Origin of the sequence: uncultured Pseudomonas sp., from assembly GCF_943846705.1 — a bacterium.
Classification (GTDB): Bacteria; Pseudomonadota; Gammaproteobacteria; order Pseudomonadales; family Pseudomonadaceae; genus Aquipseudomonas.
On sequence record NZ_OX044366.1, the window covers coordinates 398,084 to 417,657 of the forward strand.

A 19,574-nucleotide genomic window follows, 5' to 3' on the forward strand; every position below is an offset into this window, starting at 1 on the left:
AGATTAAACCTCTCAAGGCTAAAGGTGCAACTAGGCGCAACCCGGCAAATGCACACTATTTGCAGTCCACCAGTCACCGCCAACCCCACCCATCCTAGGGCAAGCCTCAAATACCTGGCTGCCCGCAGGAGAAACTCGCAGTGGCGAGGTAAAACGGCTGTTTTAAAAATGCATTAATTTTCCGACAACAGGTGCAACCCGAAGACCAGAAAAGGTTGTACCTATTTATCTAAGTCACGCTATTTCAGCAAAGCACAGTTGCCCCATTTGCGCAGGTCAGCCGACGGAGTGCGCGCACTGCGTCAACGCCTCCCACCACGGATGACAATCCAGAAACATGTCGAGCCAATTAAAGAGGCTCGGCGACACACGCAGACGATGGCGTGAATAGCCGGTGACGCTTCACTCAGGCTAAGCTCAGGTCGCGATTAACAAGGAGACGTTCATGACTGCCAAGGAAGCGCAATTGACCGAGTTGCTCAAATTGTCCACGCGCACCCTCACCCACCTGACTGCCGCCACCACCGCGATGTCATTTGAATTGTTGAATGCACAGGACCGCGCCGTACGTGCCAGCGCGCGCAAAATGATCGAGCGCATGCTGGCGATCAACAGTGAACTGGACCAGCAATGGCAACTGCTCGGCCAGCTGGAGGGCACCCCGCCCGAGCCCAACAACAGCTTGGAGCAAGTGATGCTGCGCGGCCTGGACCCGGCAGTAGACAGCCGCTGACCCACACCCCACGCCATAAACAGCACGCCAGCGCCTGTTCGGCGCTGTGCGTGAGCATTCCTGCGCGCCGATGCACCAACTTAAGGCAAAGCCTGCCCGTCCGGTCAGTTACTTGCGCATTTCGCGCATTTACATCCGCCGAAAAATCACTAAAGTGCGCGCCCTCGCTGCTCGCGAATGGCTGACGTGGCGATACCGAAATAAATTCAGGACTTGGCCTTGTTCTTGCTGAAATACTAGCTAACCTGACCCATCGGACAGGTTTAAACAATAATTCAGCACTTGGGGAGCAACACATGATCAACCGTACACTTTCCTCTCTGGCCTTGGCCGGCGGGCTGCTGGCGGGCGGCCAGGCCGTAGCCGGTGACTTACTGCACTGGCAGAACAACAGCCTGACTTACCTATATGGCCAGGACTTTAAGATCGACCCGGAAATTCAGCAGACCATCACCTTCGAGCACGCCAGCGGCTGGAACGTCGGTGACCTGTTCTTCTTCGTCGACACCATCAAGTACAACACCGACGCCACCAATGGCGCGGGCGACGGCCATACCTTCTACGGTGAATTCTCGCCACGCCTGTCGTTCGGCAAGCTGCTCAACAGCAAACTGGAGTTCGGCCCGATCAAAGACGTGCTGCTGGCCACCACCTATGAGTTCGGCGAAGACGACGTTGAGTCCTACCTGATCGGCCCGGGTTTTGATCTGGCGATCCCCGGCTTCGACTACTTCTCGCTGAACTTCTACAACCGGACCACGGACGGCAAGCGCGACGGCGATAATGTCTGGCAGATCACTCCGGTGTGGAGCTACACCATTCCGGTGGGCAAGTCCGACATCGTCATCGACGGCTTCATGGACTGGGTGGTGGACAACGACAAGACCTACCACGCCAACCTGCACTTCAACCCGCAGATCAAATACGACCTGGGTAAAGCCATGAGCTGGGGCGAGAAGCAGTTGTACGTCGGCATCGAGTACGACTACTGGAAAGACAAATACGGCATCGATGACAACAGTTTCCTCGGTGACACCATTCTCAAGGGCACCGATCAGAACACCGCCAGCCTGCTGGTCAAAGTGCACTTCTGATTCTCAGCTGCTACCCGCCAGCCCTGTTACAACAGACTGGCGGGCATCACCGGCAACCACCTTGGCAACGCTATTTCTGGAGTTGCGGCGTAATCGCCGCAGTATCAGGGTCTTCTACTCTGTGATGACTCAGCAGTGGATACCCAGCATGCCTAACGCCCTACACCGCACACTCGCCCGCGCCCTGCTCGTCAGCCTGCTGCTCACGCTGGCCGCCTGCGGCACTCTGGCCCCTCGCGACCCGCTACGCATACAGCTAGTCGGCATCGAACCCTTGCCCGGCGAAGGCCTGGAAATGCGCTTCGCGATCAAACTGCGCGTGCAAAACCCCAACGACAACCCGATCGACTTCAACGGCGTCGCCCTGCAACTGCAGGTCAACCAACAGCCGCTGCTCAGTGGCGTCAGTGACCAGCGCGGCCAGGTGCCGCGTTATGGTGAACGCATCCTGCAAATTCCAGTCAGCTTGTCCGCCTACGCCGCACTGCGCCAAGCCTGGGGCGTAGCCGGTTATCCGGACGGCAAAGGCCTGCCTTACGAACTAAACGGCAAGCTCGCGGGCGGCCTGTTTGGCACCCGGCGCTTCGAGGACCACGGCATCCTCAACTGGCCACAGCTGCCAGCGCCGAGCCGGACCCGCTAAAACCAAGGACGACAAAACCCTATACACTATGCGGCCTTTTCTTATTGACCCAGTAAGGACCCCGCCGTGAGCACGTTGCCGCCCTGCCCCAAATGCAATTCCGAATACACCTACGAAGACGGCGCTCAGCTGATCTGCCCCGAGTGCGCCCACGAGTGGTCGGCCGACGCTGCAAGCGAAGCAGTAGATGAGGTCAAGGTGATCAAGGATTCAGTCGGCAACGTGCTGCAAGATGGCGACACCGTCAGCGTGATCAAGGACCTGAAAGTCAAAGGTTCCTCACTGGTGGTCAAAGTTGGCACCAAGGTCAAAGGCATCCGCCTGTGCGACGGCGATCACGACATCGACTGCAAAATCGATGGCATCGGCGCGATGAAACTGAAGTCCGAGTTCGTGCGCAAAGTCTGATTTTCAGAGCTGCAGACGCCAAAAGCCCCGATCTGCAAGCCGGGGCTTTTCTATGGCAAGCATTCCTCCGGCATACTCCGTGCGACCCCGCCCGCCCTTGACTAGCCTCACGGGCGAGCATGCCGCGCGATGAGCGCCCAAGCCTGGAGGAGCTCATGCGTAATGCTGCGTTGTGCCTGTTGTTGCTGCTGCCCTGCGCGCTACAGGCCGAAGTCTGGAAAGTGGCAGGCGACGAACAGTTCGCGCCCTACAGCTTTATCAGCCTCGAGGATGAGCAACCGCGCGGGCTGGATGTTGAGCTGGTACAGACGGTGCTGCAGGCCGCTCACATCAGCTACAACCTACGCCTGTATCCCTGGGAGCGGGTCAAGCGCATGCTCGAGCGCAAGGACGTAGCCATGGCATTTCAGTTCGCCGGCACCCCCGAGCGCATGCAGCAATATGAATTAGTCGGGCCAATCCGCACCGGCTCCACAGTCTTTATGGCCTCGCGCAGAACCAACCTCACTGACTGGAGCGGGTTCGACGACCTGTCGCCCTACATCATTGGCCAAGTGCGCGGTTACGCCTACCAGTCAGACTTCGACAAGGCCGACCTGCGCCGCGATAACAACGCGCACAATCCACGGCAATTGGTGGCGATGCTGCTGGCCGGGCGCATTAATCTGATAGTCGGTGATCGCGCACAGCTGATGTACTTCGTGCGCGAGCAGCATGCTGAGCAAAGCGTGCGCATCCTCAGCACACCGCTGGTGGAAATGCCGCGCTATGTGGCCTTCGCCAAGGGCGATCACCGCCGTGCCGAACAATTCGCAGCCGCACTGGAGCGCTTAAGAGACGCAGGCACACTGGACACCATCTACCAACGCTGGCAGTAGCTTGCCTGCCCAATAACCCGGAGTTTTCATGCGCTGCCTGACCCTCACCCTGCTATCGACCACCCTGCTGCTGAGCGCCTGTGGCCTCGGCGAAAGCGCCGCCACTGCGAGCCTGCAAGCCGAACAAGCGGCGCAACTGCAGCAGCAGACAGCGCAACTCAAACAGCAAATCGAAGCGGCCAACGCGCAAAACCAGGAGCGCTTGCAAGAGGCTTACTGAGCACGCGCAGGAGTAGCGCGAGAACCGGCTTACTGCACCGGCAGGAAGTTCATAAACAACAGGCCCTGGGCATAACTCACGCCCATGCGCCGGTAGCGCTCATCCAGCACATCGGTGAGCAGATCCAGGCGCGCCACTATCTTGCCGAACTCCACCGCGTAACTGAGGTTGCGCCCCTCGGCAGAAATCTCGTTGGACAGCAGCCAAGGCTTGCCGCCGGCATCCGTGCGCTGGGCGAGCATCCAGCTGGCCTTCTCAATATTACGCGCGGCGTTGTGAATGAACTGCGGGTCCAGCGTATCGCTGAGGTAATACTCGGTGCGACCGCCATGGGCGGTAATCAGCATGCTCGCCAGTGAATAGATAAACGCGCCGACACGGTCGCCCTGGTACTCGGCGCTCAAGGCATAGCTGAGGGCCGCGACATCAGTGCGGCCAGCCAGTTGCGGCAGTGGCTGGTCCAACTCAATGGCGCGGTGCACGCCACGCTTCACGGCCTGCACATCGGCCAGGCCGGTTTTGCGCCACTCACGCGGGTTGCGCAGGTACAGCTTGTCCATCAAACGGTAGAGGCTGTTGAGGTTGTTGCGCATGCCCAGGGTCGCCATGCGGTCGGCGTGGCTCTGGAAGAACTCGGAGGGTTTGATCGGGCTTTGGTTACTGATGATGCTCTTATGGTCCTGGCGCGTGGAGCAACCGCTCAGGGTCAGCCAGCTCAATAGCAGCAGGCCAGCCACCCACCTGCCCCGCCTCGCCATCCCGCAGCCGGGCATGCCGTGGGCGCGTCTTGCCAACCTTGGTAAACGCTGCACAGTACTCATCAGTGGAGTTCGTCCGCTGCGGTGTGATGGGGTAACGCTAGCAACAAAATCCAGGTTGATCCGCTTTTCTGCCCAAAGGCATGACTTACAGCACAATCAAATACCTAGCAGCACAAGCTCAGGTGGCGTGCTAACAGCCACTGCCAGGCATAAAAGCTTGCCGGCAGATGCGCAGTGCAGCGCTAAAAGCCCCGTTGCAGAGCGTGTAAACCGGTATGATCCGCAGCTTTTTTGCTGTCGAGTTACCCATGCCCCGCCTGTTTGCCCTGCTCTGCCTGCTAGTTGCGCTGCCCACCTTCGCCGACGCACCAAAAACCTTCAGCGCCGCCAAGAAAATTGCCTGGAAGCTCTACGCCGAACGACCCAACACCTTTTATTGCCACTGCGCGTACAACGGCAACCGGGTCGACCTCAACAGCTGCGGCTACAGCCCGCGCAAACAGCTGCGCCGTGCCCAGCGCGTGGAGTGGGAACACGTGGTGCCGGCCTGGGTGATTGGCCATCAGCGCCAGTGCTGGCAGAACGGCGGACGTAAAAAATGCGCACGTAACGACACCACCTTCAAAGCCGCCGAAGCCGACCTGCACAACCTCGTCCCGAGCATCGGCGAGGTGAATGGCGACCGCTCCAACTACGCCCTCGGCATGCTCAGCGAAAAGCCGCAGCAATACGGTGCCTGCCCCATGGTGGTCAACTTCAAGGCCAAGACCGCCATGCCGCCCGCCCATGCCCGTGGCGCGGCGGCGCGCATCTACCTGTATATGGCTGATCACTACAAATTGCGCCTGTCGAAACTCGACCGACGCACTTACGAAGCCTGGAACCGCCAGTACCCCATCAGCGAATGGGAGCGCTGGCGTAACCAGCAAGTGGGCTGCGTGATGGGCTACGGCAATCCTTATGTCGGTGCCATTGACGCCAGCAGTTGCAACCCACAACGTCGCGCCGGCAACCCGCAACGCAACAGCGGCTAAGCCCCAGCGCGCGTGCGCCGAGCACCTGTAGCGGCGCGATTGCCGCTAAACTTAAGCCACCCCAGCCAGCCCGAGTCGCCTTCCATGCCCAACACCGTCACCCCGAGCGCCGCCCACGCCATCGCCGAAACCCGCGCCTGGGTCGACCGCGCCGTGATTGGCCTGAACCTCTGCCCGTTCGCCAAGGCCGTGCAAGTCAAAGGGCAGGTGCGTTATGTGGTGTGCGCCAGCGCCGAGCCGGCAGACCTGCTCAGCGCCTTGATCGACGAACTGCACGCACTGGCTAACGTCGAGCCGAGCGAAACCGACACCACGCTGCTGATCCACCCGGCGGCGCTCACCGACTTTCTCGACTTCAACGACTTTCTCGCCGTGGTCGACAACACCGTCGACGACCTCGGCTACAGCGGCATTCTGCAAGTGGCCAGCTTCCACCCGCAGTTCCAGTTTGCCGACACCCACGTCAACGATGTCAGCAACGCCACCAACCGTGCACCCTACCCGACCCTGCATATCCTTCGGGAAGCCAGCATCGACCGCGCCGTCGCGGCCTTCCCCGAGCCCGAGGCGATCTTCGACGCCAATATTGACACCCTGGAACAACTCGGCAGCGACGGTTGGGCCGCCCTGCAGGCGCAGTGCCGCAAAGATGCGCAAGACAGCTAAGCCACAAGCGCCCAGGTAAACCTAAAGCCAACCCACCAACGCCTGCCGTTGGCACTTTTACACAAGCTTTACACTGCCACTTGCAATGCCAGCCGTTCAGCGGTGTCGAAACAACAAGCCGGAAAGCCGGTTTGCAGAGGAGTTTCGATCATGCTGTCACGTATCCCCCTGATCACTGGCCTGCTTGCCAGCCTGGCGCTACTTGGCCAGGCCCCGGCACAGGCGTCCAACCGCGACGCAGCCATTATTGGCGCAGTAGCCGGTGCAGTCATTGGTGGCGTTATTGTCAGCCAGAGCCGCCCGGTGCAGGTCTACAGCCCACCACCGCCCGCGTACTACCCGCCCCCACAGGAGTATTACCCGCCGCACCCGGCTTACTACGAGCGCCGCCCGGTCTACTACCAACCAGCGCCGGTGTATTACCCGCCCGCTCAGGTGTATTACCAACCCGCCCCGGTGTATTACGTGCAGGAACGGCCACGCCACAAGCGCTGGCACAAGCAGTACCGCGATCACGACCACGGTCACGCACACCTGCGTGGGTATCGCCGGTAAACCACAAGCCTCGCACATGCGGGGCTTTTTCATACTCAGTGGCCAGCAAACCTGGCTACCAAGGACAGCACGCTGGCCCTGCACGCCACTGCGTGCGAGCAGCGCGGCGCATAGAGTAGAAACGGCTGATTGCCGTCCACCAGGCTGGCGGTGACCACAAAATCCCCCGCAGAGGAGACCACCAGATGAATACTCACGCGCAGTTCACCCACATGGAAGACGGCAGCGCCGAAGACTGGCGCATCATCGCCGAGGACTTTATGGCGCATGCGGCCAAGCTGCCCGAGCGCATCCTCGCCCACCTGAAACTGCTCGATGGCGACTTTGGCGGCTTCCCGATTGACCGCCTGAGCCACTCGTTACAGACCGCCACCCTCGCCTACCGCGACGGCCGCGATGAGGAATACGTGGTCTGCGCGCTGCTCCACGACATCGGCGACACCCTCGGCAGCTACAACCACCCGGACATCGCCGCCGCCATGCTCAAGCCCTTCGTCAGCCCGGAAAACCACTGGATAGTGGAGAAACATGGCGTGTTCCAGGGCTACTACTTCTTCCATCACCTGGGCATGGACCGCCACCTGCGCGAGCAATTCAAAGACCACCCGCAGTACCAAGCCACCATCGAATTCTGCGCACGCTACGACGCAGCGGCATTCGACCCGCAAGGTGAAATTCTGCCGCTGGAGTTCTTTGCGCCGATGCTGAGAAGGGTGTTTGCCGAGCCGAAGCAGTCGCTTTATAAAACCGTAGCGCTGGATTAAGCGGTTTTGACCGTACCCGCGCGGCACGCGGGTACGAGGCAAGACGCGCGCAGGGACATGACCGTATTCATCAACGAATGACTGCGTGGCCCGCTCGGCTAAAAAACCGCTACGGCATTGCGCCGCTAGTCATCGCCGCGCTCCTGCTGACGCGCCCGAGCGTCCAGCAGCCGCAGAATTGCTGCGTCATCCAACTCCAAGCGCAAGCTGCCAGAACGCACATGCAGGTCGCGCTGCGGGAAGGGAATCTCGATCTGCGCCGCACGCAACTGGTCATCAATCGCCCACAAAAACTTCGCCTGGGTGGCGCCGGGAGAAACCATCAGCGCATGCTCAACCCAAAGCACCAACTCAAAACTCAGGCTGCTATCAGCAAACCCGGTCAGCCACACATCTGGCATGCGCCTGGGGTCACTGATGATGCAGCCCGGCACAGCATCTACGGCTTTCAATACCGCCTGCTTGACCTTGTCTTTGTCAGTGCCGTAGGCCACACAGAACGGCACATGAATGCGCCGGTACTTTTCATTGAAGCTCCAGTTGGTGACCCGGCCGTTTATAAACTCCGAGTTGGGCACAATGATGTCGAGCAAATCATTGGTGGTGACGCGGGTATAACGCATCCCAATTTCGGTCACTCGGCCCATGACCCCGGACTGCAAATCGACGAAATCCCCGACCTTCAAAGTCTTCTCCAGCAACAAGATCAAGCCGGAGACAAAGTTGCCAAAAATGCCCTGCAAGCCAAAGCCAATCCCCACACCAATGGCACCACCGATCAGGGCAAAGTTACTGATATCGAGGCCCAAGTAACGCAAGCCCACCAGCGTGCCGACAATCCACACGGTGTAACGAATGATCCGGTTGAAGGCGTACACGCCGGCCGAATTCATGTAGGCGTCTTTTTTGCCGCGGGCCGCCAGGTTGCGTAAACCATGCTCAAGCTGGATGGAAAACCACCAGGCGAAAAACAGGATGAATATCAAACCCAGCAAACGGGCCATGTGCACGTCCGTGGTGCCGATTTGGAACCAAGGGGCGGTTGCCCACTGCAACAGGGTTTGTTGAATATTCTCGCTGAGCGACTCTGCCGGCATGAGTGATGGCCTGATATACCGCGTGGTAGGAAAGGCGCTGTGCGCCTTCCCCTAAGCCTAGCTCAGCGCTGCCTTGGCGATTAAATCGACCGTCATGCACGCCACCCCTGGCGCACGGTCATCCATTCGCAGCAATGGTCGAGCCAGACCATTCAAGGACGAAACATGGCTGCCAAGCCCCCCGCCCCTCGCCAGCAAAAACACCTCGCCGTGCTGGCCGACGGTCAGCATGGTGGTCACAGCCAATACAGGAACGTAAACCGCAGCTGCTCTATTGACCGGAATTACGCTTTTCGCCCTTACGGCGAGTCACTTTCTCTTTGCTCGCGCGAAAGAGAAAGTAACCAAAGAGAAAGCGCGCCCAGCATCCGGGTTTCGCTGCGCTCAACTCCCCTCGCTCCGGCGCTGTTCCGAGGGTCGGCAAGACGGGCCATCCATGGCACGGCATGCCTCCGCCCCATCAGGAGGCCGAGTGGAATCGTTGCGGAAGGGGTTGAGCGGCATGGATGCCGCGAGAGCCGCGATAGGCCAGGGATGGCCCTTCGCGGCGGGCCCCTGGAGCAATGATGGAACGAGGGAAGTCGAGCGCAGCGAGACCCGGATGCAAGGGGCAAGACCTTTTGCTTACTTTTGGGGCGTTTGCCAAAAGTGAGCCGCCGTAAGGGCGGAAGCAATATAAAAACCACCGACCAAGCGGCGGACACACACCAATCGCCAAGCAACACACCCGTAGGATGGGTTGAGCAACGTGAACGCATCAACCAACCACAAAAAACCGCTACTACACTCAGCCAACCCCGAATCTGCAAAGGACTGCAGCCATGTCTGACTACCGCCGCGATCACACCCCTGGCGCCAGCTGGTTCTTTACCCTCAACCTAGCCGACCGCCGCCGGGCGTTATTAACCGAGCAGATCAACCTGCTGCGCACCAGCTTCCAAAGGGTCATGCGCCAACATCCGTGGCACATCGACGCCATCGTGATCCTTCCCGACCACCTGCATGCCCTGTGCACCCTGCCACCGGGCGATGGCGATTTCGCCCTGCGTTGGCGTTTGATCAAAACCGGCTTTTCCCGCGCCCTGCCGTATGGCGAATACATTTCCGCCAGCCGACAGCGCAAAGACGAGCGTGGCATATGGCAACGGCGTTATTGGGAGCATCGCATTCGCGACCAAGTGGATTTCAACAGGCACGTCGATTACATCCACCACAACCCACGTAAACATGGGCATGTGCAGCGCATAGCAGATTGGCCGTGGTCGTCGTTTCATCGGTATGTGCAGGTAGGGTTGTTACCGAGGGATTGGGCAGGCAGTGAAGACATGAATAAAACTGTTGGCGAACGTAGTGAATGATAATTTCAGATAGCCATTATTGATGGGTATCGCTACGCTCAACCCATCCTACGGAATCAGGTAACAACAACGCATCAATAGCAAGGAGCTAAACATGGAAGTATTCGAGAAGCTAAACAGCCTTTCAGCAAAAATTCGTCAGCAGGCAAGTGCGATTAAAACTGAAGAAGCAACGAAAAACGCCTTTGTTATGCCGTTTATAAATACTGTTCTCGGTTATGACGTATTTGATCCTAGAGAAGTAACCCCTGAATTCGTCTGCGACGTAGGCACGAAGAAGGGTGAGAAAATTGATTACGCAATATTAAAAGATGGTGCAGTACAGATACTAATCGAATGCAAGAAAATTGGCGAACCCCTCAACATCAACCACGCCTCACAACTATTTCGTTACTTTCATGTAACAAATGCACGAATTTCCATCCTCACCAACGGCCAAGTATATAAGTTCTTTACTGACCTTGACGCACCAAACAAGATGGATGAAAAACCCTTTCTTGAGCTCGATCTTTTAGACATTGACGAGCACGCAGTACCCGAACTTATAAAGCTAACAAAGTCAGCCTTTGATGTTGAGTCGATAGTAAGTGCTGCGGGAGAGTTGAAATACGTTAGCCAAATAAAGAAAGAAATCGCACTGCAATTCACCAAACCAGATGATGATTTCGTTAAATTTTTCGCATCTCGTGTTTACGACGGAATGATCACGCAGAAAGTACGCGAGCAGTTTGCAGAGCTCACCCGTAAGGCAGTCGCACAGTTCTTGAGCGACCAAATAAATGATCGTCTCAAATCAGCAATGAGCGGGGCGATCCAACCCAGTTACACGACCACGAATATGTCACCAGCAGACCCTGCGAATGAACAGATTGACGAAACCTCAGAAGACAAGGTCCTGACAACCTTAGAAGAACTTGAGGGTTATCATATCGTCAAGGCAATCGTGCGCTCCGTTGTTGACTCTAAACGCATCATTCAACGCGACACCCAGAGTTACTTTGGAATACTGCTAGACGACAACAACCGCAAACCAATATGCCGTTTACACTTCAACCGCACGCAGAAATACATCGGTATTTTTTATCGAGAGAAAAATGAAATACGCCACCCAATCAGTTCACTCGATGAAATCTATGATTTTGCTGACCAATTGAAAACAACCATAGGTTTCTATTAACAGCATGCAAGCCGGGTTGAAAATAGCCCGTAGGATGGGTTGAGCACAGCGATACCCATCAATAATCCAAAGCCAAAAGGCCCGTCTCTCGATGGGCCTTTTTGCTTCAATCGCCGCTCAGCACATCACTGGATCAAGCCACCGCTGCCTCGCGACGGCACTCAAGTTTCTTAGCCAGATACTCCCGCGCCGCCTGATGAAACGCTCCCAACAGCGCGTTGTAATCTGCCTTTTCCCAATAGCGATACTCAGGGTGCCACTGCACCCCAACAGCAAACGCCTTGGCCCCGATCACGCTGACGGCTTCGATCTGCCCATCCTCCGCCACCGCCTCGATCTGCAACCCTTCCCCCAGTCGATCAATGCCCTGACCATGCAGCGAGTTGACTTTGATCTGCCGCTCGCCGAGCAGCGTGTGCAGCACACCACCTTCGCTCAGGGTGACGTTGTGCATCGGGCCGTAGGCCACGTCGTCTGGTACGTCCTTGACCTCACGGTGATCGAGACGGCCTGCAACGGCGTGCACTTCGCGGTGCAAGGTGCCGCCGTACAGCACGTTCATTTCCTGCACGCCCCGGCAGATGCCGAGGAAGGGAATGCCGCGCTCGATGCAGGCACGCATCAGGCGCAGCACGGTGGCGTCGCGGGGCTTGTCGGCCAGGCCGAGGCCGGGATGCTCATCACCGTAGAAGCTGGGGTGCACGTTGGACAGTGAACCGCCGAACATGATGCCGCTGACGTTATCGAGCACGGTGTCCATGTCCAGCTCATCACCAAAGGCCGGAATCATCAGCGGGAAGGCACCGTAACCGGTGACGGCGCTGATGTACTTCTCGCCGACCAGGTGAAACCAGCCGATATCACGGTCGGTCAGCTGCCAGCGGCACAGGGGAAGGCCAATAAAGGGCTTGTTCATAGGTAGTCCTCTTCATAGATAGTTGAAGTGGGCTGCCCTTGGGAGAGCGGGCTTACGGGTCACGATGACTGTGACCCGCTCACCCAAGGGGTGCCGTAACCGGCCAGGCCGGGCACTGCACCAACGCCGCGCCCGCGCGGCTGGTTTGTTGCGTAAAGCTGATGGGTATCGCGCTGCTCAACCTGCGCGGCCCGACCCATCCTACGGTGCGCCTACAGCACACACCGAACAAACGAAAAGCAAAAAAAGGGGCTGATCTTTCGACCAGCCCCTCGGCAGTTACTTAGTTATTACTCGGGAAGGCGAACTGCGCCGCCTCGTGCGAGGCGCGTTGTGGCCAGCGCTGGGTTACGGCTTTTTTGCGGGTGTAGAAGCGCACGCCGTCCGGGCCATAAGCGTGCAGGTCGCCGAACAGCGAGCGCTTCCAGCCGCCGAAGCTGTGGTAGCTGACCGGCACCGGCAGCGGCACGTTGACGCCGACCATGCCGACTTCGATCTCGTCGACGAACAGGTGGGCCGCTTCGCCGTCACGGGTGAAGATGCAGGTGCCGTTGCCGTATTCGTGTTCGTTGATCAGCTGCATGGCTTGTTCCAGGCTGCCGACGCGAACGATGCACAGCACCGGGCCGAAGATTTCATCGGTGTAGATGGTCATTTCCGGGGTGACTTTGTCGAACAGAGTGCCGCCGACGAAGTAGCCGGTTTCATTACCGGAAACCACCAGATCACGCCCGTCGACCACCAGGCGTGCGCCTTGGGCCACGCCGGCGTCGATGTAGCCTTTGACCTTGTCGCGCGCTGCGGCAGTAACCAGCGGGCCCATATCCAGGCCGCAGCTGGTGCCGGCACCGATTTTCAGCGCTTTGATCTGCGGGGTGAGCTTCTCGATCAACGCATCGGCAATCTGGTCGCCGACGCATACGGCCACCGAGATGGCCATGCAACGCTCGCCGCACGAACCGTAGGCTGCGCCCATCAGTGCGCTGACGGCGTTGTCCAGGTCGGCATCGGGCATCAGCACGGCGTGGTTCTTCGCGCCGCCCAGGGCCTGTACGCGCTTACCGCGCTTGGTGCCTTCGCTGTAGATGTATTCGGCAATCGGCGTGGAGCCGACAAAGCTCAAGGCTTTGACTTCCGGGGCTTCAATCAGCGCATCCACCGCTTCTTTGTCGCCGTGCACCACGTTGAGCACGCCTTTCGGCAGGCCGGCTTCTTGCAGCAGTTGGGCGATGTACAGAGTGGAGCTTGGGTCGCGCTCGGACGGCTTCAAGATAAAGCAGTTGCCGCAGACGATGGCCAGCGGGTACATCCACAGCGGCACCATGGCCGGGAAGTTGAACGGGGTAATACCGGCGACCACGCCGATGGCTTGCAGGTCGCTCCAGGCGTCGATATTCGGGCCGACGTTGCGGCTGTACTCGCCCTTGAGAATTTGCGGTGCGCCACAGGCGAATTCGACGTTTTCAATGCCGCGCTTGAGTTCGCCGACGGCGTCTTCCAGGGTCTTGCCGTGTTCTTCGCTGATCAGCTTGGCGATGGTTGCTTCGTGATCTTCGAGCAATTGCTTGAAGCGGAACATCACCTGCGCGCGTTTGGCCGGCGGGGTTTTGCGCCAGGCCGGGAAAGCGCTCTTGGCCGAGTCGATGGCCTGCTGCATGGTGGCGCGGTCGGCCAGGGCGACTTGCTTGCTGACTTCGCCAGTGGACGGGTTGAACACGTCGGCGCGGCGGCCGGTGCCGGCGGTCAGCTCGCCGTGGATCAGGTGGTTTACGAGGGTCATAAAAACTCCGTTAGCAAATTTTGGGGCGACCTTGGCCGCTGGGTGTTCTGTTGTGGGAGGGCCGGGCGGCACGCCGTCCGGCCCTCCCACATAAATGGGTTAATCGAGGCCGTTGAGTACATCGCCGACGGCGTTGAACACCGAATCCAACTGCTCGGGCGTGGTGTTGAAGGTTGGCCCGAATTGCAGGGTGTCACCGCCGAAGCGCACGTAGAAACCGGCCTCCCACAGTTTGATCCCGGCCTCGAATGGACGAATCACCGGGTCGCCATCACGCGGGGTGATCTGCAGTGCACCGGCCAAGCCGCAGTTGCGGATGTCGATGACGTGCTTGCTGCCTTTGAGGCCGTGCAGCTTCTCTTCGAAGATCGGTGCCAGGGCTGCCGACTGCTCGATCAGGTTGTCGCGCTTGAGCAATTCCAGGGTCGCCAAACCGGCGGCGCAGGCTACCGGGTGACCGGAGTAGGTGTAGCCGTGGCCGAACTCGACCATGTGCTCAGGGATCGCCTGGTTCATAAAGGTGTTGTAAATCTCGCTGGAGGCGATGACCGCACCCAGCGGGATGGCGCCGTTGGTGATCTGCTTAGCGGTGTTGATGATGTCCGGGGTAACGCCGAAGTATTCGGCACCGGTCCACTTGCCCAAACGGCCGTAGGCGGTGATCACTTCGTCGAAGATCAGCAAAATGTTGTGCTGGGTGCAGATCTCACGCAGGCGCTGCAGGTAACCCACCGGCGGCACGATAACCCCGGCCGAGCCAGACATTGGCTCAACGATCACGGCGGCGATGTTCGAGGCGTCATGCAGTTCGATCAGCTTGAGCAGTTCGTTGGCCAGCTCCACACCGCCGGTCTCGGCCATGCCCTTGGTGTACGCCAGGTGCGCTTGCAGAGTGTGCGGCAGGTGGTCGGCGTCCATCATCTGGCCGAACATCTTGCGGTTGCCGCCGATGCCGCCCAGCGAGGTGCCGGCAATGTTCACGCCGTGATAGCCACGGGCACGGCCGATAAACTTGGTTTTGCTTGGCTGGCCTTTCAAGCGCCAGTAGGCCTTGGCCATTTTCACCGAGGTGTCGGCGCACTCGGAGCCGGAGTCGGTGTAGAACACGTGGTCGAGGCCGGCCGGAGTCAGCTCGGTGATTTTCTCCGCCAGCTGATAGGACAGCGGGTGCCCGTACTGAAAGCCCGGCGCGTAATCCAGGGTGCCGAGTTGCTTGGCTACCGCGTCCTGGATTTCCTTGCGGTTATGCCCCGCACCGCAGGTCCACAGCCCGGACAGGCTGTCGAAAATGCGCCGGCCCTTGTCGTCAATAAAATAGTTGCCGTCCGCCGCGACGATCAGGCGTGGGTCACGCTTGAAGTTACGGTTGGCAGAAAACGGCATCCAATGCGCATCCAGCTTGAGCTGGCTGGCCAAAGAAGGGGTTGTGGTCTGCAACATGGTCATGGCGGCCTCGCGTATGGGCGACTTGATCGGTGGAGGTAGTGGGGAATCACTCATCTGTTGCCAGCCAAGGTGCCACGGGCTTAGAGTCCTGAAAATACGACTCTTCATATCTTTAGTTAAACGCCCACTAAACAAAGAGCCCAGAACAATGAGTGCACGCCGCCCCGACCCGCTGGCTCAAGTCAGTGATTTTGATATTCGCCTACTCAAGCTGTTTCGCAGCGTGGTGGAGTGCGGCGGTTTTTCTGCGGCGGAAAGCGCCCTGGGGATTGGCCGCTCAGCAATCAGCCAGCAGATGAGCGACCTTGAGCAACGCCTCGGGCTGCGCCTGTGCCAACGTGGCCGCGCCGGCTTTGCCCTGACCGAGGAAGGCCGCGAGGTGTACCAGAGCACCCAGCAATTGCTCGCCGCGCTGGAGAGCTTTCGTACCGAGGTCAACGGCCTGCACCAGCACCTGCGCGGTGAGCTGAATATCGGCCTGACGGATAACCTGGTGACGGTGCCGCATATGCGCATCACCAATGCCCTGGCGCAGTTGAAGACCCAGGGGCCGGATGTGCGCATTCATATCCGCATGACCCCGCCCAGCGAGGTGGAACAAGGCGTGCTCGACGGCCGCCTGCACATCGGCGTGGTGCCACAAGTGGGCGCGTTGTCGGGCCTGGAATACCAAACACTGTATGACGAACGCTCGCTGCTGTACTGCGCGGTCGGCCACCCGCTGTTCTATGTCGACGACCTGCAGTTGGATGACCAGCGTTTGAACAGCCAGGAAGCCATCGCCCCTACGTTTCGCCTGCCACCGGACGCGCAAAGCCACTATCAGGTGCTCAACTGCACGGCCAGCGCCTCGGACCGCGAAGGCATGGCGTTTCTGATTCTGACCGGGCGCTACATCGGCTACCTGCCCGACCACTACGCCCAAGCCTGGGTGCAGCAGGGCCGCCTGCGCGTGCTCAAGCCCGACAGCCGCTTTTACGATGTCAGCCTGGCCTCAGTCACCCGCAAAGGCCGCCGCCCACATCTGGTGCTGGAAAGTTTTCTCAAGGCCCTGGATGAGGTGTGACTCAACACGCGTTGTCGATGGTGTGCAACGCCTTGCGCCGCCCATACCAGCGTTGCACCGGAGCGCGCAGGCTGTCGTAGGCCCAGTGGTAGAGGTAGGTGTAAGGCAGAAAGAACAGCAGCAGGCCGATCTCCATCAACAACGCTTGCCACAGGCTGATACTCAGCCACCAGGCGGCAAACGGCACGCAAAACACCACCAAGCCACCTTCAAACAACAGCGCATGCACCAGGCGCACCGACGCCGTTTTAACCCTGCCCATGCGCTGCAACAGCCAATCGAAGGTGCGGTTGTACAGCACGTTCCAAATCAAGGCGATTACGCAGGTGGCCACGGTGACCACGCCCATGGTTTGCCAGCGGGCGTCCATCGCCCACGCCAGCAATGGCGTACTGAGGGCAATGGCTAACAACTCAAAACCCAGTGCTTGCAAGACGCGTTCGCGCAATGATTTACCGCTGTGCATGGCTGACGCTCAACTGTGGTTAAACCGGATGAGTTGCCATAGTCAACGTCCGCACAGATACTTCAAAGTTAATAACCATCGATAAAAGCGATAGACAATGCCCACCTCCGACGCGCTGCACGCGTTTGTTCAAGCCGTCTCCTGCGGCTCTTTCTCTGCGGCGGCGCGGCGTCTGGGCAAAAGCCAGTCGACCATCAGCGCCGCCATCGCCAACCTGGAAGCCGATCTGGGCCTGCAACTGTTCGACCGCAGCAGCCGCAAACCCACGCTCACCGAGCATGGCCAAGTGATGCTGGGCAAAGCCGAAGCGGTGTTGACGGCCAACCAGCAACTGGCGCGGGCCGCAATGGAGCTGGGCCAGGGGCTGGAGTCAAAGCTGACTATTGTGCTGTCCGACACCTATCAGTCCGAGCGCTTTGAACAGGCGCTGGATGACTTCCAGCAGCGCTACCCGCAGTTGCAACTGGAATGCCTGATTGCCGAATACGACGATCTCCTCGCACTGCTGCAGCAAGGTCGTGCGCAACTGGGCTTTATCGAGGCGCAACCGACCTACCCGAGCGAAATCAGCGCCTGCGCCCTGGCAGAAGATTCCGACATGGCTCTTTACGTCACCCATAGCCATCCGCTGGCTCAGCTCGCGCACATCGACCCGCAGCAGCTGCACAAGCACCGCGAACTGCGCCTGGGTACGGTGCTCAACAGCACCAGCGCCAGCACACCGGGCTATTTCTGGTCGGCGCCGAGCTACCTGATGTTGATGGAAATGGCCGAACTGGGCTTTGGCTGGGCACCGCTGCCGCGCCGCCTGGTGGCGCGCTTTGGTTCAGCCGCGCTGCGCGAACTCACAGTGCCAGGCTGGCCACGGCAGATCATCATCGACGCAGTCACGTCACGCGTGCACAACCTGGGGCCGGCCGGTGGCTGGCTGCTGAAGCGGATGACTGATTAGCCCGGCGCCGCAGTGCAACAGGTGCGGCCCGGTAGTTTTCTCACGCAGTGCTTGTCACCCCGGCGACGTTGCGGTATCTGTGCTGTCGTCTAAAAACCTGACCACTGCGGAACCGTTCATGACTGTTGAAGTAGCTGTGCACAACGCTGACGACCCGGCTCACAAACCGGCTGGGCGGATTCGCCAGAAAAACCAAGACGCGATCATCCAGGCCGCCGAAGAAGAGTTCGCCAAGCACGGCTTCAAAGGCACCAGCATGAATACCATCGCGCAGAGTGTCGGGCTGCCGAAGGCCAACCTGCATTATTACTTCAGCAACAAGCTGGGCCTTTACCAGGCCGTGTTAAGCAATATCCTCGAACTGTGGGACAGCTCCTTTAACACCTTGAGCGTCGATGACGACCCGGCCGAAGTGATTGCACGCTACATCCGCGCAAAAGTGGAATTCTCCCGCCGCTATCCAAAAGCCTCGCGCATCTATGCCATGGAAGTGATCGGTGGTGGCGAGCACCTCTCAGACATGTTCGGCCAAGACTACCAATCCTGGTTCCGTGGCCGCGCCGCAGTCTTCACGGCCTGGAGCGACGCCGGCAAGATGGACCCAGTCGATCCGATGCACCTGATTTTTCTGATTTGGAGCAGTACCCAACACTATGCCGATTTTGCCTCGCAAATCTGCCGCGTAACCGGTCGCTCACGCTTGGTGAAGGCCGACTATGAAGAAGCAGCCGAGCAGTTGATCAACATCATCCTCAAGGGTTGCGGCCTGACGCCGCCGACCAAAGCCTCCTAATGCCCTTTACCCTGCTCGGCCCTTGCGACTACCGCGAGGAAATTCGTAAAAGCCGCTTCCTCGCCCTCGCCGCGCCGGTTGCCAGCGCGGCCGAGGCGCAGGCCTTTATCAGCGCGCACAGCGACGCCAGCGCCAGCCATAACTGCTGGGCCTGGAAGGTCGGCCAACAGTACCGTTTCAGTGATGATGGTGAACCCGGCGGCACGGCTGGGCGGCCAATCCTCGCGGCCATCGAAGCCCAGGACTGCGATCAGGTCGCGGTACTGGTGATCCGCTGGTACGGCGGCATCCAGCTCGGTACCGGCGGCCTGGCCCGCGCCTATGGCGGCAGCGCCAACAAATGCCTACAAGCTGCGCCGCGCCATGAACTGGTGACCCGCGAGCATTACCGCTGTCACTGTCTGTTCGCTGAACTGCCGCTGCTCAAGGCGCGCCTGAGCGATCTCGACTGCCTGTTAGAACACGAAGACTACGACGCCACGGGCGCCGAATTACAACTGGGCGTACCACCGCAACGCTTTGCCGAGCTGCAGCGGCTGCTGGCGGATATCAGCCGTGGGCGGGTTGCGTTGCAGCCGCAGTAAGAGCACTGCGCCACGCTTCTTTGGTATGCCCCCGCAAGGTCTGACTTATCGCGGGCAAGCCTGCCCCTACAAGGTAGCAGCGTGACTGCGATGGCCAGTAACGGCACGCTTTTGTAGGAGCGGCCTTGGCCGCGATGCTGCATTTCAGCGCAGCAACGCGAACACCCGCGCACCAAGCTGGAG

The 19,574-nt window shown here is 59.3% G+C and carries 22 protein-coding genes; 16 read left to right on the forward strand and 6 right to left on the reverse strand.

Annotated elements, in window-relative coordinates; translation table 11 throughout:
* Window positions 1–445: 445 nt before the first annotated feature.
* The 6 genes from Q0V31_RS01920 to Q0V31_RS01945 all read left to right on the forward strand — a co-directional run bounded on the left by Q0V31_RS01920 (window position 446) and on the right by Q0V31_RS01945 (window position 3,976).
* Window positions 446–733 carry a hypothetical protein gene (locus Q0V31_RS01920; RefSeq protein WP_298183871.1) on the forward strand — a complete coding sequence of 96 codons (288 nt, stop codon included), beginning with the start codon at window positions 446–448 and terminating at the stop codon, window positions 731–733.
* Between the two features lie 299 nt (window positions 734–1,032).
* Window positions 1,033–1,827 (forward strand): outer membrane protein OmpK, encoded by a 795-nt coding sequence (locus Q0V31_RS01925; RefSeq protein WP_298190869.1) that lies wholly within the window; start codon window positions 1,033–1,035, stop codon window positions 1,825–1,827.
* Between the two features lie 148 nt (window positions 1,828–1,975).
* Window positions 1,976–2,470: an LEA type 2 family protein gene (locus Q0V31_RS01930; protein ID WP_298183874.1), complete on the forward strand. Its 495-nt coding sequence runs from the start codon at window positions 1,976–1,978 to the stop codon at window positions 2,468–2,470.
* 66 nt (window positions 2,471–2,536) lie between these two features.
* The gene (locus Q0V31_RS01935) at window positions 2,537–2,878 is read left to right on the forward strand and encodes a zinc ribbon domain-containing protein YjdM (protein WP_298183876.1); all 342 of its coding nucleotides are present in this window, start codon (window positions 2,537–2,539) and stop codon (window positions 2,876–2,878) included.
* A 155-nt stretch (window positions 2,879–3,033) separates the two neighbouring features.
* Window positions 3,034–3,756, forward strand: coding sequence for a transporter substrate-binding domain-containing protein (locus Q0V31_RS01940; RefSeq protein ID WP_298183878.1), 723 nt, complete (start codon window positions 3,034–3,036; stop codon window positions 3,754–3,756).
* A gap of 28 nt (window positions 3,757–3,784) precedes the next feature.
* Entirely contained in the window at window positions 3,785–3,976 is a 192-nt protein-coding gene (locus Q0V31_RS01945; protein ID WP_298183880.1) for a hypothetical protein, read from the forward strand.
* Between the two features lie 29 nt (window positions 3,977–4,005).
* On the opposite strand, the gene Q0V31_RS01950 is transcribed toward Q0V31_RS01945, so the two are convergent.
* On the reverse strand, window positions 4,006–4,749 hold the full coding sequence (locus Q0V31_RS01950) for a hypothetical protein (protein ID WP_298190871.1): 744 nt from the start codon (window positions 4,747–4,749) through the stop codon (window positions 4,006–4,008).
* A gap of 296 nt (window positions 4,750–5,045) precedes the next feature.
* On the opposite strand from Q0V31_RS01950, the gene Q0V31_RS01955 reads away from it, so the two are divergent.
* The 4 genes from Q0V31_RS01955 to Q0V31_RS01970 all read left to right on the forward strand — a co-directional run bounded on the left by Q0V31_RS01955 (window position 5,046) and on the right by Q0V31_RS01970 (window position 7,756).
* Window positions 5,046–5,771 (forward strand): endonuclease I family protein, encoded by a 726-nt coding sequence (locus Q0V31_RS01955; RefSeq protein ID WP_298183885.1) that lies wholly within the window; start codon window positions 5,046–5,048, stop codon window positions 5,769–5,771.
* A gap of 84 nt (window positions 5,772–5,855) precedes the next feature.
* Window positions 5,856–6,437, forward strand: coding sequence for a DUF1415 domain-containing protein (locus Q0V31_RS01960; RefSeq protein WP_298183888.1), 582 nt, complete (start codon window positions 5,856–5,858; stop codon window positions 6,435–6,437).
* 150 nt (window positions 6,438–6,587) lie between these two features.
* Entirely contained in the window at window positions 6,588–6,992 is a 405-nt protein-coding gene (locus Q0V31_RS01965; protein WP_298183893.1) for a hypothetical protein, read from the forward strand.
* 185 nt (window positions 6,993–7,177) lie between these two features.
* A complete protein-coding gene (locus Q0V31_RS01970; protein ID WP_298183897.1) occupies window positions 7,178–7,756 on the forward strand; it encodes an HD domain-containing protein in 579 nt (192 codons plus the stop codon).
* Window positions 7,757–7,881: 125 nt separating this feature from the next.
* Here Q0V31_RS01970 and Q0V31_RS01975 read toward each other — a convergent pair whose 3' ends face one another.
* On the reverse strand, window positions 7,882–8,853 hold the full coding sequence (locus Q0V31_RS01975; protein ID WP_298183899.1) for a mechanosensitive ion channel domain-containing protein: 972 nt from the start codon (window positions 8,851–8,853) through the stop codon (window positions 7,882–7,884).
* 821 nt (window positions 8,854–9,674) lie between these two features.
* Here Q0V31_RS01975 and Q0V31_RS01980 point away from each other — a divergent pair.
* Entirely contained in the window at window positions 9,675–10,211 is a 537-nt protein-coding gene (locus Q0V31_RS01980; RefSeq protein ID WP_298183903.1) for a transposase, read from the forward strand.
* A gap of 94 nt (window positions 10,212–10,305) precedes the next feature.
* Entirely contained in the window at window positions 10,306–11,388 is a 1,083-nt protein-coding gene (locus tag Q0V31_RS01985; protein WP_298183905.1) for a type I restriction endonuclease, read from the forward strand.
* Window positions 11,389–11,521: 133 nt separating this feature from the next.
* On the opposite strand, the gene Q0V31_RS01990 is transcribed toward Q0V31_RS01985, so the two are convergent.
* The 3 genes from Q0V31_RS01990 to Q0V31_RS02000 all read right to left on the reverse strand — a co-directional run bounded on the left by Q0V31_RS01990 (window position 11,522) and on the right by Q0V31_RS02000 (window position 15,530).
* A complete protein-coding gene (locus tag Q0V31_RS01990; protein WP_298183907.1) occupies window positions 11,522–12,304 on the reverse strand; it encodes a gamma-glutamyl-gamma-aminobutyrate hydrolase family protein in 783 nt (260 codons plus the stop codon).
* Window positions 12,305–12,587: 283 nt separating this feature from the next.
* On the reverse strand, window positions 12,588–14,084 hold the full coding sequence (locus Q0V31_RS01995) for a CoA-acylating methylmalonate-semialdehyde dehydrogenase (protein ID WP_298183909.1): 1,497 nt from the start codon (window positions 14,082–14,084) through the stop codon (window positions 12,588–12,590).
* Window positions 14,085–14,183: 99 nt separating this feature from the next.
* Entirely contained in the window at window positions 14,184–15,530 is a 1,347-nt protein-coding gene (locus Q0V31_RS02000) for an aspartate aminotransferase family protein (protein ID WP_298190873.1), read from the reverse strand.
* 148 nt (window positions 15,531–15,678) lie between these two features.
* Here Q0V31_RS02000 and Q0V31_RS02005 point away from each other — a divergent pair, with 148 nt between their 5' ends.
* Window positions 15,679–16,596 (forward strand): LysR family transcriptional regulator, encoded by a 918-nt coding sequence (locus Q0V31_RS02005; RefSeq protein ID WP_298183913.1) that lies wholly within the window; start codon window positions 15,679–15,681, stop codon window positions 16,594–16,596.
* A 1-nt stretch (window position 16,597) separates the two neighbouring features.
* Here Q0V31_RS02005 and Q0V31_RS02010 read toward each other — a convergent pair whose 3' ends face one another.
* Window positions 16,598–17,062 (reverse strand): multidrug/biocide efflux PACE transporter, encoded by a 465-nt coding sequence (locus Q0V31_RS02010; protein WP_298183915.1) that lies wholly within the window; start codon window positions 17,060–17,062, stop codon window positions 16,598–16,600.
* 97 nt (window positions 17,063–17,159) lie between these two features.
* Here Q0V31_RS02010 and Q0V31_RS02015 point away from each other — a divergent pair, with 97 nt between their 5' ends.
* The 3 genes from Q0V31_RS02015 to Q0V31_RS02025 all read left to right on the forward strand — a co-directional run bounded on the left by Q0V31_RS02015 (window position 17,160) and on the right by Q0V31_RS02025 (window position 19,391).
* Window positions 17,160–18,014: a LysR family transcriptional regulator gene (locus Q0V31_RS02015; RefSeq protein WP_298183917.1), complete on the forward strand. Its 855-nt coding sequence runs from the start codon at window positions 17,160–17,162 to the stop codon at window positions 18,012–18,014.
* Between the two features lie 118 nt (window positions 18,015–18,132).
* Window positions 18,133–18,807 carry a TetR/AcrR family transcriptional regulator gene (locus tag Q0V31_RS02020; protein WP_298183920.1) on the forward strand — a complete coding sequence of 225 codons (675 nt, stop codon included), beginning with the start codon at window positions 18,133–18,135 and terminating at the stop codon, window positions 18,805–18,807.
* Complete coding sequence (locus Q0V31_RS02025; protein WP_298183922.1) at window positions 18,807–19,391, forward strand: YigZ family protein; 585 nt, start codon at window positions 18,807–18,809, stop codon at window positions 19,389–19,391. The genes Q0V31_RS02020 and Q0V31_RS02025 overlap by 1 nt, the downstream gene beginning before the upstream one ends.
* Window positions 19,392–19,574: the final 183 nt, after the last annotated feature.

Coding starts and splice junctions, on each gene's coding strand:
- Q0V31_RS01950 (WP_298190871.1), bottom strand. CDS start 4,749: ATGCCCGGCTGCGGGATGGCGAGGCGGGGCAGGTGGGTGGCTGGCCTG.
- Q0V31_RS01960 (WP_298183888.1), top strand. CDS start 5,856: ATGCCCAACACCGTCACCCCGAGCGCCGCCCACGCCATCGCCGAAACC.
- Q0V31_RS01945 (WP_298183880.1), top strand. CDS start 3,785: ATGCGCTGCCTGACCCTCACCCTGCTATCGACCACCCTGCTGCTGAGC.
- Q0V31_RS01930 (WP_298183874.1), top strand. CDS start 1,976: ATGCCTAACGCCCTACACCGCACACTCGCCCGCGCCCTGCTCGTCAGC.
- Q0V31_RS02025 (WP_298183922.1), top strand. CDS start 18,807: ATGCCCTTTACCCTGCTCGGCCCTTGCGACTACCGCGAGGAAATTCGT.
- Q0V31_RS01990 (WP_298183907.1), bottom strand. CDS start 12,304: ATGAACAAGCCCTTTATTGGCCTTCCCCTGTGCCGCTGGCAGCTGACC.
- Q0V31_RS01955 (WP_298183885.1), top strand. CDS start 5,046: ATGCCCCGCCTGTTTGCCCTGCTCTGCCTGCTAGTTGCGCTGCCCACC.
- Q0V31_RS01970 (WP_298183897.1), top strand. CDS start 7,178: ATGAATACTCACGCGCAGTTCACCCACATGGAAGACGGCAGCGCCGAA.
- Q0V31_RS01940 (WP_298183878.1), top strand. CDS start 3,034: ATGCGTAATGCTGCGTTGTGCCTGTTGTTGCTGCTGCCCTGCGCGCTA.
- Q0V31_RS01975 (WP_298183899.1), bottom strand. CDS start 8,853: ATGCCGGCAGAGTCGCTCAGCGAGAATATTCAACAAACCCTGTTGCAG.
- Q0V31_RS02010 (WP_298183915.1), bottom strand. CDS start 17,062: ATGCACAGCGGTAAATCATTGCGCGAACGCGTCTTGCAAGCACTGGGT.
- Q0V31_RS01920 (WP_298183871.1), top strand. CDS start 446: ATGACTGCCAAGGAAGCGCAATTGACCGAGTTGCTCAAATTGTCCACG.
- Q0V31_RS01985 (WP_298183905.1), top strand. CDS start 10,306: ATGGAAGTATTCGAGAAGCTAAACAGCCTTTCAGCAAAAATTCGTCAG.
- Q0V31_RS02020 (WP_298183920.1), top strand. CDS start 18,133: ATGACTGTTGAAGTAGCTGTGCACAACGCTGACGACCCGGCTCACAAA.
- Q0V31_RS01965 (WP_298183893.1), top strand. CDS start 6,588: ATGCTGTCACGTATCCCCCTGATCACTGGCCTGCTTGCCAGCCTGGCG.
- Q0V31_RS01995 (WP_298183909.1), bottom strand. CDS start 14,084: ATGACCCTCGTAAACCACCTGATCCACGGCGAGCTGACCGCCGGCACC.
- Q0V31_RS02005 (WP_298183913.1), top strand. CDS start 15,679: ATGAGTGCACGCCGCCCCGACCCGCTGGCTCAAGTCAGTGATTTTGAT.
- Q0V31_RS02000 (WP_298190873.1), bottom strand. CDS start 15,530: ATGACCATGTTGCAGACCACAACCCCTTCTTTGGCCAGCCAGCTCAAG.
- Q0V31_RS02015 (WP_298183917.1), top strand. CDS start 17,160: ATGCCCACCTCCGACGCGCTGCACGCGTTTGTTCAAGCCGTCTCCTGC.
- Q0V31_RS01980 (WP_298183903.1), top strand. CDS start 9,675: ATGTCTGACTACCGCCGCGATCACACCCCTGGCGCCAGCTGGTTCTTT.